This window comes from Novosphingobium resinovorum, from assembly GCF_036352595.1.
Classification (GTDB): Bacteria; Pseudomonadota; Alphaproteobacteria; order Sphingomonadales; family Sphingomonadaceae; genus Novosphingobium; species Novosphingobium resinovorum_B.
The window spans coordinates 52,006-66,781 of the sequence record NZ_JAZFAX010000009.1; the positions used below are offsets into that span (position 1 = coordinate 52,006).

A 14,776-nucleotide genomic window follows, 5' to 3' on the forward strand; every position below is an offset into this window, starting at 1 on the left:
TGTCACTCCGCCGCTTCGAGGGCTTGGGGTTCGAGGTGCTGGTGCAGGTCGGCGCGATCGCCCGAGGCGCGTTCGGCCCACGGATCGTCCTGGCTGAAGCTCTGCGAATAGAGGAACCGCGCGGCGAGCGCCTTGCGGCCCGCCTCGTCCTCGACCACGCGGGACTTTACGTAGTCGACGCCGACGCGCTCGATCCACGGTGCGGTGCGTTCCAGATAGCGCGCTTCCTCGCGGTAGACCTGGATGAAGGCGGCGCAATATTCGAGCGCTTCCTCTTCGGTCGCGACCTTGCACAGGAAGTCGGTGGCGCGCACCTTGATGCCGCCGTTGCCGCCCACGCTCAGTTCGTAGCCGGAATCCACGCAGACGATCCCGAAGTCCTTGATCGTCGCCTCGGCACAGTTGCGCGGGCAGCCGGAAACCGCGATCTTGAACTTGTGCGGCATCCAGCTGCCCCAGGTCATCCGCTCGGTCTTGACGCCGAGGCCGGTCGAATCCTGCGTGCCGAAGCGGCACCATTCCGAACCCACGCAGGTCTTCACCGTGCGCAAGCTCTTGCCGTAGGCATGGCCCGAGACCATCCCGGCGGCATTGAGGTCGGCCCAGACGGCGGGCAAGTCTTCCTTCTTGATGCCGAAGATGTCGAGGCGCTGGCCGCCGGTCACCTTCACCATCGGCGCATCGTACTTCTCGACCACGTCGGCGATGGCCCGCAGCTCGCGCGGATTGGTGAGGCCGCCCCACATGCGCGGGACCACCGAATAGGTGCCGTCCTTCTGGATGTTGGCGTGCATACGCTCGTTGACGAAGCGGCTCTGCTGGTCGTCCACGTATTCGCCGGGCAGCGCGCAGAGCAGGTAGTAGTTGAGCGCCGGGCGGCAGGACGAACAGCCATCCGGCGTCGCCCAGTGCAGCTTCTGCATCACCTCGGGGATCGAGCGCATGTCCTGCGCCACGATCTCGCGGCGCACGTCGTCGTGCGTGAAGCTGGTGCACTTGCACAAGGTCTTCGGCCCCGCCTCGACCTCTTCGCCCAGCGTCAGCGCCAGCAGGCTCTCGACAAGACCGGTGCACTGCCCGCAACTGGCCGAAGCCTTGCAGGTGGCGCGCACGGCATCGAGGCTGCAGGCACCTGCCTCGATGCAACCGACGACCTGACCCTTGGAGACGCCGTTGCAGCCGCAGATCTCGGCATCGTCCGAGAGCGCCGCAACGGCCGCCTTAGGGTCCAGCGCGCCTCCTCCCGAGGCGAAGGCCTGGCCGAAGATCAGCAGGTCGCGGACTTCGGAGACGTCCTCGCCCTTCTTCAGCAGGTCGAAGTACCAGCCGCCGTCCGCCGTGTCGCCGTAAAGCACGGCGCCGACGATGCGGTCTTCCTTCACCACGACGCGCTTGTAGACGCCGCGCGCGGCATCGCGCAGCACGATGTCCTCGCAGCCCTCGCCGCCGGAGAAGTCGCCGGCCGAGAACACGTCGAGCCCGGCGACCTTCAGCTTGGTCGAGGTGACCGAGCCGCGATAGCCGGTGTGGCGGTCGGTCAGCCCGTCGGCGAGGCTGCGGCACATGTCCCACAGCGGCGCGACGAGGCCGTAGACGTTGCCGTCATGCTCCACGCATTCGCCGACCGCGAGCACCGAGGGGTCGCTGGTGACCATGTGGTCGTCGACCTTGATGCCGCGCCCGACGTCCAGCCCCGCCTCGCGCGCCAGCGCGGTGGCGGGACGGATGCCCACGGCCATGACCACAAGGCTGGCCGGAATCTCGCGCCCGTCCTTGAGGCGCACGCCCTCGACCTTGCCCTCGCCGTAGATCTCGGCGGTGTCGGCGCCCGTCAGGATGGTCTGGCCGCGACCTTCCAGCGCGGACTTGAGCAGCCAGCCCGCGGCCTCGTCCAGTTGGCGCTCCATCAGCGTGGACATGAGGTGGATGACGGTGACCGTCATGCCGCGCAAGGTCAGGCCATGCGCCGCCTCCAGCCCCAGCAGGCCGCCGCCGATGACCACGGCGGAGCCGCCACCTTGCGCTTTTCCGGCCTCGGCAGCCGCCAGCATCGTATCGACGTCGTTCATGTCGCGGAACGAGATCACGCCGGGCAAATCCTTGCCGGGCACTGGAATGATGAACGGATCGGAGCCGGTCGCGATCAGCAGGCGGTCGTAATGCACCGTGCGGCCCGAGCGGGAGGTCACGGTTTTCGCCGCGCGGTCGATCGCGGTGACGGGGTCGGCGGTGATGAGGTCGATGCCGTTCTCGTCATACCACTCGCGGGTATTGATGACGATCTGCTCGAAGGTCTTCTCACCCGCCAGCACGGGCGAGAGCATGATGCGGTTGTAGTTCACGTGCGGCTCGGCGCCGAAGATCGTCACGCGGTAGCGGTCCGCATCGCGTGCCAGCAGTTCCTCGACCGCACGGCAGCCCGCCATGCCGTTGCCGACGACGACCAGATGCTCGCGCACATCGTCGGAGGGCACGATCAGCGCATCGTCATAGTCGGAATTGGGTTCGATCCCGTCCTGAAAGTCCATGTTCGAAACTCCGGCAATGTCATGGGAAAGGGAGTTGAAAACGAGAAAAGGCCGCCATCCAGACCCCCGGTTCGAAACCGGAAGTCAGGATGGCGGCCTTGCCATCATTCGGTGCCTACGTGCCCCGTCAGTGGGACATTTCGGCGATGTTGAAAGGACAACGCTGCCCTTTGCACTGCAACATAAATGGAATCGCCCGAAGGCTCAAGCGATTCCGTAATGAACCTGTCAAATCGCCCAGTCGAACTGGACCCAGACCTTGTCGGTGTCGGTCGCGAAGGCCTTCGCGTCATAGTGGGCATAGCGCAGCGCGATCGTCGTCTTGCGCAGCTTTGCGGAGGCCAGGAGATTGATTTCGTTGCCGTAGTGCTGGTCCAGCCGGTCGCTGTCAAAGCGGTGCCAGGTCGCCTGCAGGGTGACGGCGGACAATGCGCCGATCTGCTTCGTGCCATACCCGCCGCCGACATAGAGATCGCGCACGCCGTTCGCGGGGGTGGTCAGGAACTTGTCCGCCCAGCCCTGGAACTTGAAGTTGGTGCCCAGCGGCGTCTGGAAGCTGGTCAGCGCCGCGCCCTTGTCGGAGCCAAGCACTTCGTAACCGGCATTGATCTTCCAACCCTTCACGTCGAGCGTCGCGTCGGCCTGCCAGTATTCGGCGCTGTAGTCGCTGGGATTGCGGTGCCAGTCCGACTGGCGCGCGTAACTCGCCTGATAGGCCAGTTTCACCGCCTTGCCGAACGCATGAGTCCCCGCGAAACGGGCACCATATGTCTGGCTGGAGAGGCGAAACGCCTGCACCGCCACCTCATCCTGATCGACGAGGTAGGCGAACCCGGTCAGCACCCCAAGCGGCGTCTCCCACGACAGGTTGGCGAGCACATTGTCCCCGCTCACCGCCTGCTGGCGCGCAGCATTACCGTCGATGCCCCAGATCGTGCGCACGCTCCAGGCGTAGGAAACGTCCAGTTTCAGGCCCTTGGCCGGGGTTACCTCGGCCCTCACCGCGTCGAAGGTCTGCGCATTGTCGCGGAAGGCGACGTTGCCGACGAAGCGCTCGTCGTCCAGCGCGATCTTCTGGCGGCCGGCGGTCAGCGTCACGCCTTTCGCCTTGTACTGCAACTGCGCGATATAGAGCGCGATGTTCTGCGGATCGGCCACAAGCGGCCGCGTGGCCGCGCCGTTCACGCCATCGTAGTAGTGATCGACCACGGCGAGGTTGCCCTGCGCGACCACGGTGGCGCTCAGCGCCCCGCTGGTGGCCTGCGCGCCGCCGCGTACCCGCACGGTCAGCGCATCGACCTTGGCGGCGATGCCGTCCTGATCGACATGCTCGTAGCGCACTCGCGCCTCGGCGACCGGCTTGACGGTGATGTCCTGGGCCTGCGCCGATCCGGCGCAAGCGACCCCGCCGACGACCAGCACGGCCGCCGCTTTTCTTATGTTTTTCATGGTGAAAGCGTCCCCCTCAGGACGAAAGGAAGTGGGGCGGCGGCGCTGGGGTGCCGCCGCCCCGGTTGTCGGCTCAGATGCGCGCGCCGGTTTTCCAGGTCGCGCGCCAGCGGCCCTTGACGCTCGCCACCGAGGCGAGGGCCACGACCGCAAGGCCGGCAAAGATCAGGAAGCCCGGCGCGAAGCTGCCGGTGAACTGCTTGGCAAGGCCGAGCGAGCTGGCGAGGTAGAACCCGCCGACACCGCCCGCCATGCCGACGAGGCCGGTCATCACGCCGATCTCGGTCTGGAAGCGCTGCGGGACCAGCTGGAACACCGAACCGTTGCCGGTGCCGAGCGCCAGCATCGCCACCACGAACAGCCCGAGCGCCGCGATCAGGCTAGGCGCCTGAGACACGCCGACAAGCGCGATGGCCGCGACCGCATAGACCATCATCAGCGCTTTCACGCCGCCGATCTTGTCGGCCAGCGCGCCGCCCATCGGACGGACCAGCGATCCGGCGAAGACGCAGCCCGCCGTGCAATATCCGGCGACGACGGTGCTGAGACCGAACTGGTCGGTGAAGTAGATCGGCAGCGATGCGGCAAGCCCCACGAAACCGCCGAAAGTCACCGCGTAGAAGGCCATCAGCCACCACGCGTCCGCCTGCTTGAGCAGCGCCGCATAGTCCACCAGCTTGCGCGGCGCAGGCTGGTTCGGTGCGTCCTTGGCCATGACGAGATAGACCACCAGCACCACGGTCAGCGGGATGCAGGCAAGGCCCAGCACCGCATTCCAGCCGAACATCTTCGCCAATGTCGGCGCGAAGAGTGCGGCGAAGACGGTGCCCGAATTACCCATGCCCGCAAGGCCCATCGCCTTGCCCTGATGCTCGGCCGGATACCAGCGGCTGGCGAGCGGCAGCGCGATCGCGAAGCTCGCCCCCGCAAAGCCCAGGATCACGCCCAGCGCCAGCGTCCCGCCGAAGCTGGTGACGCCCATCGACCAGGCGAAGAACAGGCCCGTGATGACGATGACCTGATTGATCGCGCCCGAGCGCTTCGGCCCGATGCGATCGACCAGCAGCCCGTTGACGACGCGCAGGAGAGCGCCCGCCAGCGTGGGAAGCGCCACCATCAGGCCCTTCTGCGCGGGCGTGAGCCCGAGAGTCTTCGAAATCTCCGGCGCCAGTGGGCCGAGCAGGACCCAGACCATGAAGGCGAGGTCGAAATAGAGGAAAGCTGCGATCAACGTCGGCGTGTGGCCGGCCTTCCAGAAGCCGACGGCGGGCTTTTGCGCGGGCGCAAGCACGTCATTGTCTTCGTCAGGTCGGAAGAATGCGGTTGCCATGGTACGTCCCCCATAAATCATGAAAGCGGACACGAAAAAAGCCGCAGGCCGGACGTCACCCTTGCGGTGAGCCCGGTCAGCGGCTTTGCTGCGAATTTCGGTGAGGATGGCGTCCCGCCTTTGGGACAGCCTATCCGGTGTGGTCGCGCTTCATCGCGAGACGCCTATATAGTCACGCGATTCCGCAAATCTGGCAAGACGTAAAATTGCGCGCGTTTTCAGCGCCATCGCATTTTCAATGCTGCCCAAAAATCCTAACGGGCAAAACCCGCCAGATAGTCCTCGATCCGTTCAGGATCGAACACGCGGCCGTCGAAGAACCGGTCAGGCCCCAGCAGCAGGTCGCCCTTGCGCGAACCCACGCCCAGCGGCGCACCCACCGCCCCTTCCAGCTTCATGCTCGCTCCCGGCATCGGCAGGTCGCTGCCCGCAAGCGCGCGGCGGTAGACGTCAGGCCGGAATACCGCCGCCGCCCGCGCTTCTGTTTCGGCGGAAGGCTCCACCATGTTCCAGCGCACCAGCTGCGAATAGATCCACAGCGCCTGGCTGCGCCACGGAAACGGCGTCGCCTCGCGGGAGAACAGCACGAAGTCGGGGCAGGACACCGCCGCATCGCCCGCCCTGGGGACGATCGTGCCGCTCAGCGTGCGCAGGATCAGGTCGGAGGGCTGCCCGACATAGCGCGGGTCGGCGAGAATGTCGGCCAGCGCCTCGCGGTTGTCCGGCTCGTCGCACCAGACGGCGGCGCGGGCGAGCGCGCGCAGCAGGCGGTCGGTGGTCTCGGGGTTCTCCTCAAGCCATGGCTCGCGGAAGGCCAGCACTTTCTCCACCCCGCGCTGCCAGATGCGCTGGCCGATCGCCACCGCCTCCGCGCGTCCGGACTCGATCGCGGCGCTGCCCCAGGGCTCGCCCGCGATGAAACCGTCGATCTCGCCGGCATGGATCGCCTCGACCGTCAGCGAGGGCGGCAGTACGCGCAGCACCACGTCGCGATCGGGATCGATGCCCGCGCTGGCGAGCCAGTAGCGGAGCATCAGCGCATGACTGGAAAAGCGGTGGACGACGCCGATGATCGGCTTGCGCCGCCACAGCCCGATGGCGGCGGCGAAGTCGTGCGCGGTGCCCAGCGGGTCGGCCAGCCGCGCGGCGGGATCCGGCGCGAGGGCGGCGGCGAAGTCCTTCGCCATGACCAGCATGTTGCCGTTGACGCCCAGCTTGAACGGCGCGGCCAGTGCGGCGGGCTGCTGGCTCAGGCCCAGCGTCACCGCCACCGCCAGCGGCGCCAGCATGTGCGCGGCCTGCACCTGCCCGTAGACCAGCCGGTCGCGCAAGGTCGCCCAGCTCGTCGTGCGCACGAGGTCGAGCGCAAGGCCCTCCTCCTCGGCAAAGCCGCGTTCGCGGGCGGCGGCGAGCACCGCGACGTCGTTGAGCGGCAGGAAGGCGATGCGAAGATTGGTCGTCATTATACCCCTCCCAGCAGGTCGCTGGCGGTAATCAGCGCCTGCGCGACCTCGGCGATCTTCTTGCCCTGGTTCATCGCGGTGGAGCGCAGGAGCGCATAGGCGTCCTGTTCGGACAAGGCGCGCTGGTTCATCAGGATCGACTTGGCGCGGTCGATCACCTTGCGGTCGGCAAGCGCGGTGCGCGCCTCCTCAAGCTCGGTCTGCATGCGCGAGAAGGCGTTGAAACGGCGCACCGCCAGTTCCAGCACCGGCTTCACCCGCTCCTTGCGCAAGCCATCGACGACATAGGCGGAGACGCCCGCGTCGATGGCGGCACCGATCATCGCCTCGTCCGACTGGTCGACGAACATCGCGATCGGCCGGGCCAGCGCCCGGCTGACGGTGAGCATTTCCTCCAGCGTATCGCGGCTGGGGCTGCCGAGGTCCATGAGCACGACGTCGGGCGCCATGCGCTCCAGCCGCGCCACGAACGCGCCGCGCGGGGGGACGATGTGGATGTCGTCGTAGCCGGCCTCGCGCAGGCCCTCTTCCAGGACCGTGGCGCGCAGGCCGCTGTCGTCGATGATGACGATTCTCATTCCATGCCCCCCGGACCCGCGCGCTCGCTGATCGTCGAGCACGGCGGGCATGTCAACAGCCGCTCACCCCGCCGTGACGGCGATCCGCCCGCCGAAGTCCTCCACCGCCACCGCCTCGATCTGGCGGGCGATGCCGCGAGTCAGGCCGGCGGGCACGGTGACGCGGAAGCCCCTGGCGAGCAGCCCGTCGATCGCCCAGCGCACGCAGTAGTCGGCGGCGACGCCGATCACCGCGACGTCCGCGACGCCCTGCGCCCACAGCGCGGCGAAGAAGCTGTCGCGCGGCACCGGGACGCGGGACGCATCGCGCGCATCCTCGATCATCCGGCCGTCCTCGGCCCACATGTCGAACACCCCCTTCTCGATACGCCACGCCGGGATCGCGGGATCGACAAGGTCCACGTCCAGCACGTTGGCCCACCCCGGCGTGCCGCGCAGGCAGTGGACCGGAAACGCCTCCGCCTCGGCCGAGCCGGCGTAGATGTCCTCCTCGTGCGTGTCGAAGGTGAACAGCACGCCGGCCGTCTCCTGCGGGTCCAGGGCGGCCAGCCATGCCCGCATCGGCTTTGCCAGCGCTTCGGCCCCGGCGACGCTCAGGGCGCCGCCCGCGGCCATGAAATCCTCCTGCGTGTCCACCACGACGACGAACCGGGTCATGTCGAAACTCTCCATCCTGCCTGCCGCTTGACATATATCCGTATCGCACATAAGTAAAGCGCATCTTGAATATAAGGTGGTCCATGACCGAGGCAGACTTCCTCTCCGGCTATGACGCGTCCGCTTACGAGCACCCGTCCGTCACGGTCGACCTGGTGCTGCTGGGCATCCGCGAGGGCCGCCCTGCCGTGCTGCTGCAGCCGCGCGAGGAGGAGCCCTTCCCCGGCCGCTGGGCGCTGCCGGGCGGATTCGTCGGCATCGCCGAAAGCCTCGACGACGCGGCGCAGCGGGTGCTGCACGACAAGGCCCGCCTCGACGATGCGCATCTGGAGCAGCTCTATACGTTCGGCGCGGTCGATCGCGATCCGCGCACGCGGGTCATCACCGTCGCCTGGCTGGCGCTGCTGGACGAGCGGGCGTTCGCGGCGGCGCTCGTCGCCAATCCGGCGCTGCGGCCGGTCGCCATCCAGGCGGACTGGACCGGCGAGACCGGCGGCCCGATCACGGCGCTGGGGCCGGGCGGCGCGGCGATCGACCTCGCCTTCGACCATGGCCAGATCCTGGCGATGGCGCTGCTGCGACTGCGCGGGAAGATCGACTATTCCGACGTCGGCTTCGCGCTGCTGCCGGACCTGTTCACGCTGCGCCAGTTGCAGGACGTGCACGAGGCGATCGGCGGCACCGCCTTCAACAAGCCTGCCTTCCGCCGCCGCATGCTCGATCGCGGCTGGCTTGCGCCCACCGGCCTGCGTGAGCAAGGCACCTCGTTCCGCCCGGCCGAACTCTACCGGTTCCAGCGGGCGGGCCGGCCGAACACGCGTTCCCTTCATCCCCTTATCGGCTAAGGATATTCGCCATGGCAGTCACCGATATCGCTAGGCGCAGCTACGACCACAACTTCCGGCTCGACCCGATCGTGCGCAGCCTGCTCGACACCGACTTCTACAAGCTGCTGATGCTGCAGATGATCCGGCACATCCATCCGGACGTTCACGCCACCTTCTCGCTCATCAACCGGACCCGCTCGGTGCGGCTGGCGGACGTGATCGACGAGGCCGAACTGCGCGCCCAGCTGGACCATGCCCGCACGGTACGCTTCGCGAAGAAGGAGCTGATCTGGCTGGCCGGCAACACCTTCTACGGCAAGCAGCAGATGTTCGCGCCCGACTTCATCGCCTGGCTATCCGACTTCAGCCTGCCCGAATACGAGCTGCGCAAGGTGGACGGGCAGTACGAACTGCGCTTCGAGGGGCCCTGGACCCACACCACCATGTGGGAGATCCCGGCGCTCACCATCATCAACGAATTGCGCGCGCGCGCCGCCCTGCGCGACAAGGGCAAGTTCGCGCTCGACGTGATCTACGCCCGCGCCAAGGCCAAGCTGTGGGACAAGGTGGAGCGCCTGCGCGAACTGCCCGACCTGGTGATCTCCGACTTCGGCACCCGCCGCCGCCACGGCTTCCTGTGGCAGCGCTGGTGCGTCGAGGCGCTGAAGGAGGGGCTGGGCGAGCGCTTCATCGGCACCTCCAACGTGCTGCTGGCGATGGACGCGGACCTCGAGGCGATCGGCACCAATGCCCACGAACTGCCGATGGTCGCCGCCGCGCTGGCGGATGGCGACGAGGCGCTGCGCCGCGCGCCCTACCAGGTGCTGCAGGACTGGAGCGCGCACTACAACGGCAACCTGCTGATCGCCCTTCCCGACGCCTTCGGCACCACCGCCTTCCTCCAGAACGCGCCCGACTGGCTCGCCGACTGGACCGGCTTCCGCCCCGACAGCGCGCCGCCGATCGAAGGGGGTGAGCAGATCATCCGCTGGTGGCGCGAACGCGGGGTCGATCCACGCCGCAAGCTGCTGATCTTCTCGGACGGCATGGACATCGACACGATCGGCGAGACCTATCGCCATTTCCACGGGCGGGTGCGCATGAGCTTCGGCTGGGGCACCAACCTGACCAACGACTTTCGGGGCTGCGATCCCGACGGGGCGGCCGGGCTGGAGCCGATCTCGCTCGTCTGCAAGGTCGTCAGCGCCGACGGACGGCCGGCGGTGAAGCTCTCCGACAACCCGGCCAAGGCGACCGGGCAGCCGGATGAGATCGCCCGCTACCTCAGGGTCTTCGGCTCGGCCGGGCAAGTGGAGAGCGCGGTCTCGGTCTGACCGCGCTCAAGGCCTGGCGAGCGACTCGTCCGCGCCGATCGCGCTGTAGATCGTGATCCGGTTGGTCAGGTCCGCCAGCACGGTCGCGATGCGCGTCTGCTGGTAGGCGTAGAGCGAGCGCTGGGCGACGAGGGCGGCGACATAGGTATCCGTCCCTGCCCGGTACTGCACATCGGCCAGGTCGTAGCTGCGCTGCGCGGCGGCGACGAGGCGGTCCTGCGCGGTGCGCTGATCGGAGATGGTGCCGCGCCGGGCCAGTGCATCGGCGACGTCCTTGAACGCCGACTGCACCGTCCCGCGATACGTCGCCAGATAGTATTCGCGCTGCGCCTTGGCGTATTCGAGGTTGCCCTTGTTGGTGCCCCCCAGCAGCGGCAGGCTGACGCTCGCGGTGCCACTGGCGTTGAAGGCATTGCTGCCCAGCAGGTTGCCAAGCGCGGTGCTGGCCAGCCCCAGCGCCGAAGTCAGCGAGATCGTCGGGAAGAACGCTGCCCGCGCCTCGCCGATCTGCGCGTAAGTCGCCTTCAGGTTGTGCTCGGCCTCGACCACGTCGGGGCGGCGCAGCAGCACTTCGGACGAGAGGCCCGCCGGCACCTTGCCGATCTTCGCCTCAAGTTCGGCCAGCGAGCCGGGAAGCTCGGCGTCGGCGACGGCCCCGCCGACCAGCAGTTCGAGCGCATTGCGGTCCTGCGCGACCAGCGTGGTCTGCGAAGCCACGTCGGACTTCGCCTGTTCCAGCGTGGTTTCGGCGGAGGCAACGTCGGCGGCGCTGGCGAGGCCGGAGCGATGCAGCGCCCGGTTCAGGTCGACGGTGCGCTGCGCGCTGCCGCGCGTCCGTTCGGCAAGGGCCAGCAGATCACGGTCGGACGCCAGCGTGACGTAGGACGCGGCGACGTTGGCCACCAGCGTCAGCCGCGCCGAGCGATAGCCGGACTCGGTGCCGAGGTAGGTTTCCATCGCCTCGCGGCTCTGGTTCTTCAGCCGCCCGAACAAGTCCAGTTCGAAGGCGCTGAAACCGACGTCGGCGTTGTAGCTCTGGCTGTCCGAGGCCGAGGTCTTGAGCCCCCGCGTCGCCGTCGCGTCGGCGCCCGCCGCGATGGTCGGCAACTGGTACGACCGCTCGACGTGGTACTGCGCCCGCGCCGAGGTGACTTTGGCAAGGCTGGCCTGCAAGTCCTGGTTGTTCGCCAGCGCCCGCTCGATAACCGCCTGGAGGCGGGGGTCGGCGAACAGCGTGCGCCAGGGCATGCCGGCCTCGCCCGGCGTCGCCGGTTCGTAGGCGGCACCCTGCGGCCACTGCGCGGGGGCCGCCGAGACCGGCTGGACGTACTTGGGCGCCAGGTTGCAGCCCGAGAGCAGGACGGCAAGCGCCGTCAGCGAGATCATGGAACGACGCATCAGGCGGTGCCCTCCGGGGCGGCAGGCTTCGCCGTGTTGCCGCGATGGAACACGCGGGCGACCATGACGAAGAACAACGGGACGTAGAAGATGGCGAGCGCGGTGGCGGTGAGCATGCCGCCCAGCACCGCGGTGCCGATGGCGATGCGCCCCTGCGCACCGGCGCCGCTCGCGACCACCAGCGGGACGACGCCGGCCATGAAGGCGATCGAGGTCATCATGATCGGGCGCAGGCGGACGCGTGCGGCTTCCAGCGCCGCCTCGACCATGTCGCGCCCGTCCCGCCACGCCATTTCGGCGAATTCGACGATGAGGATGGCGTTCTTGGCGGCGAGGCCGATCGTGGTGAGCAGGCCGACCTGGAAGTAGATGTCGTTCTCCAGCCCGCGCACCGCGACGCACAGAACGGCACCTACGACACCCAGAGGGATCACCAGCAGCACCGCAAGCGGCACCGACCAGCTCTCGTACAGCGCCGCGAGGCACAGGAACACCACCGCCACCGACAAGGCGTAGAGATAGCCCGCCTGCCCGCTCGACTGGTTCTGCTGGTAGGACAAGTCGCTCCAGGCATAGCTGGTGCCCGGCGCCAGCTTCTGCTGCAGCGCGACCATCTCCTTCATCGCATCGCCCGAACTGTAGCCCGACCCGGCATCGCCCTGCAGCGAGAACGACGAGCGGCCGTTGAAGCGCGAGAGGCTGTTGGGACCGGTCTCCCAGTTCATCGTCGTGAACGCGGAGAAGGGAACCATCTTGCTGGTGCCGTCGGTGTTCGTCGCCGAGGTCGAGCGCACGAACCACTTGTCGAGGTCGCTGGGCAGCATGCGCGATTCCGCCGCGCCCTGCAGGTAGACCTTCTTCACGCGGCCGCGGTCGATGAAGTCGTTGACGTATGTACCGCCCCAGGCCGTGCTCAGCGTGTCGGTGGCATTGGCGACCGACAGGCCGAGGACCGACAGCTTGGCGTCGTCGAAGTTGACGTCGAACTGCGGCGTATCGGGCAGGCTGGAGGCACGGACCTGCGAGAGCCTGGGATCCTGGTTGGCCGCCGCGATCAGCTTGTCGCGCAGGGCGACGAACTTGTCGCGGTCCATGTTGGTGGCGTTGAGCAGCTGGAAGGTGAACCCGTTCGACTGGCCGAGCCCCTGGATCGCGGGCGGCGTCATCACGAAGACCTGCGCATCGCGGATCTTCGACAGCTTGCCCATCAGGCGCCCGGTGATCGCCGAGGCGCTGTGCTCCGCCCCGCTGCGCTCGTCGAACGGGGCGAGGCTGGCGAAGCCCATGCCGGCATTCTGGCCCGATCCGTTGAAGCTGAAGCCCGCGACCGTGAACAGCAGGCGGATATCCTGCTTCTCGGTGGCGAAGGCCTGCTCGATCTGCGTGCGCACCTTGTCGGTCCGCTCGGCGGTGGCGCCGGCGGGGAGCTGGTAGACGATCATCACCTGGCCCTGGTCTTCGGTCGGCAGGAAGCCGGTGGGCAGGCGCGTGAAGACCACGAGGATGGCGAGGATCACCACGCCGTAGCCGACCAGCCACATCCGGCGCCGGGCGATGACCCGCCCGGTGACATCGACGTAGCGGCCGGTCATGCGGTCGAACCACGCGTTGAAGCCGCCGAACCAGCCGTCGAGGCGGCGCTTGGCGCGCATCGGCAGGCCGCGCAGGCCGGGGGCCGGCTCGACGTCCGCGTCCTCGTGGTGGGCGGGCGCCTTGAGCAACATGGCGCACAGGGCCGGCGAGAGGATCAGCGCGGTCAGCACCGACAGCCCCATGGCCGCGACGATGGTGACCGAGAACTGGCGATAGATCACGCCGGTCGAGCCGCCGAAGAACGCCATCGGCAGCAGCACCGCCGAAAGCACCAGGGCGATGCCGACGAGCGCCGAGCCGATCTCCTCCATCGAGCGCACGGTGGCGTAGTAGGGGCTCAGCTTCTCGTCGTGCATCAGGCGCTCGACGTTCTCGACGACGACGATCGCATCATCGACCAGCAGGCCGATCGCCAGCACCATCGCGAACAGGGTCAGGGTGTTGATCGAATAGCCCAGCACCGCAAGGATGCCGAAGGTGCCCAGCAGCACCACCGGCACCGCGATCGCCGGCACCAGCGTGGCGCGCCAGCTTTGCAGGAACGCGTACATCACCAGCACGACGAGGACGATGGCGATCACCAGCGTCTCGACGACCTCGTGGATCGACAGCTTGACGAAATCGCTGGTGTCGCGCGGATAGGCGATCTTGTAGCCCGACGGCAGGCTGGTGGCGAGTTCGTTCACCCGCGCCTTCACCGCCGCCACGGTCTTGAGCGCGTCGGCGCCGGAGGCCAGCTCGATGCCGATGCCCGCGCCGGGATGGCCGTTCATGTTGCCCGAGACGGTGTAGCTTTCCTGGCCCATCTCGACGGTGGCGACGTCCGACAGACGCACCACCGAACCGTCGGTCAGCGTCTTGACGACGATCTGGCGGAACTGCTCCGGCGTCTGCAGGCGCGACTTGGCCTTGACCACCGCGTTGAGCATCTGCCCCTTGGCGAGCGGCTGGGCGCCGAGCTGGCCGGCGGAAAGATCGACGTTCTGCGCCGAAATCGCGCTCTCGACATCCGACGGGATCAGCTGGCGCGCCTGGAGCTTCGCGGGATCGAGCCAGATGCGCATCGCGTACTGCGAGCCCAGCACGCGCACGCCGCCCACGCCGTTCACGCGGGCGAGGTCGTCCTGGAAATTCGAGACGAGATAGTCGGCGACGTCGCTCGACGAGGTCTTGTCGCTCTCGTCGTAGAGCGCGACCACCAGCACCATGTCGGAGCCGGACTTGGTCACCGTCAGGCCCTGCTGCTGCACTTCGGTCGGCAGGCGCGAATTGGCCTGCTGGACCTTGTTCTGCACCTGCACCTGCGCGACGTCGGGGTCGGTCCCCTTGGCGAACGTGGCGGTGACCGAGGCCGAGCCCGAGCTGTCCGAGCTGGACGAGAAGTAGAGCAGGTTGTCGATGCCGGTCAGCTGCTGCTCGATCACCTGGGTGACCGAGTTCTCCAGCGTCTGCGCCGAGGCGCCGGGGTAAGTCGCGCTGATCGAGACCGAAGGCGGCGCGACGTCGGGATATTGCGAGACGGGCAGGCTCATGATGCCGGCGATGCCGGCCATCATGACGATGATGGCGATGACCCAGGCGAAGATGGGCCGGTCGATGAAATAGCGACTGAGGTTCAT

Annotated in this window: 10 protein-coding genes; 2 read left to right on the forward strand and 8 right to left on the reverse strand. The window is 67.7% G+C overall.

Annotation, left to right across the window (positions count from 1 at the left end; all coding sequences use genetic code 11):
• Positions 1-2: 2 nt before the first annotated feature.
• The 6 genes from nirB to V2S85_RS10915 form a co-directional block, all read right to left on the reverse strand.
• Positions 3-2,528 (reverse strand): nitrite reductase large subunit NirB, encoded by a 2,526-nt coding sequence (nirB, locus tag V2S85_RS10890; RefSeq protein WP_330702885.1) that lies wholly within the window; start codon positions 2,526-2,528, stop codon positions 3-5.
• 228 nt (positions 2,529-2,756) lie between these two features.
• The gene (locus tag V2S85_RS10895; RefSeq protein WP_330702886.1) at positions 2,757-3,977 is read right to left on the reverse strand and encodes a hypothetical protein; all 1,221 of its coding nucleotides are present in this window, start codon (positions 3,975-3,977) and stop codon (positions 2,757-2,759) included.
• A 73-nt stretch (positions 3,978-4,050) separates the two neighbouring features.
• Positions 4,051-5,307, reverse strand: a complete 1,257-nt coding sequence (locus V2S85_RS10900) for a nitrate/nitrite transporter (RefSeq protein WP_330702887.1) — start codon at positions 5,305-5,307, stop codon at positions 4,051-4,053.
• Between the two features lie 254 nt (positions 5,308-5,561).
• Entirely contained in the window at positions 5,562-6,770 is a 1,209-nt protein-coding gene (locus tag V2S85_RS10905) for an ABC transporter substrate-binding protein (RefSeq protein WP_330702888.1), read from the reverse strand.
• Positions 6,770-7,348 (reverse strand): ANTAR domain-containing response regulator, encoded by a 579-nt coding sequence (locus V2S85_RS10910; protein WP_285021268.1) that lies wholly within the window; start codon positions 7,346-7,348, stop codon positions 6,770-6,772. Before V2S85_RS10910 ends, V2S85_RS10905 begins: the two co-directional genes overlap by 1 nt.
• A 63-nt stretch (positions 7,349-7,411) precedes the next feature.
• Complete coding sequence (locus V2S85_RS10915; protein ID WP_330702889.1) at positions 7,412-8,005, reverse strand: cysteine hydrolase family protein; 594 nt, start codon at positions 8,003-8,005, stop codon at positions 7,412-7,414.
• Positions 8,006-8,088: 83 nt separating this feature from the next.
• Here V2S85_RS10915 and V2S85_RS10920 point away from each other — a divergent pair, with 83 nt between their 5' ends.
• Entirely contained in the window at positions 8,089-8,850 is a 762-nt protein-coding gene (locus tag V2S85_RS10920) for an NUDIX hydrolase (RefSeq protein ID WP_330702890.1), read from the forward strand.
• An 11-nt stretch (positions 8,851-8,861) separates the two neighbouring features.
• On the forward strand, positions 8,862-10,166 hold the full coding sequence (pncB, locus tag V2S85_RS10925) for a nicotinate phosphoribosyltransferase (protein ID WP_330702891.1): 1,305 nt from the start codon (positions 8,862-8,864) through the stop codon (positions 10,164-10,166).
• A 6-nt stretch (positions 10,167-10,172) separates the two neighbouring features.
• On the opposite strand, the gene V2S85_RS10930 is transcribed toward pncB, so the two are convergent.
• Together V2S85_RS10930 and V2S85_RS10935 are read right to left on the reverse strand one after the other, a co-directional pair.
• A complete protein-coding gene (locus V2S85_RS10930) occupies positions 10,173-11,564 on the reverse strand; it encodes an efflux transporter outer membrane subunit (RefSeq protein ID WP_330702892.1) in 1,392 nt (463 codons plus the stop codon).
• Entirely contained in the window at positions 11,564-14,776 is a 3,213-nt protein-coding gene (locus V2S85_RS10935) for an efflux RND transporter permease subunit (protein WP_330702893.1), read from the reverse strand. Before V2S85_RS10935 ends, V2S85_RS10930 begins: the two co-directional genes overlap by 1 nt.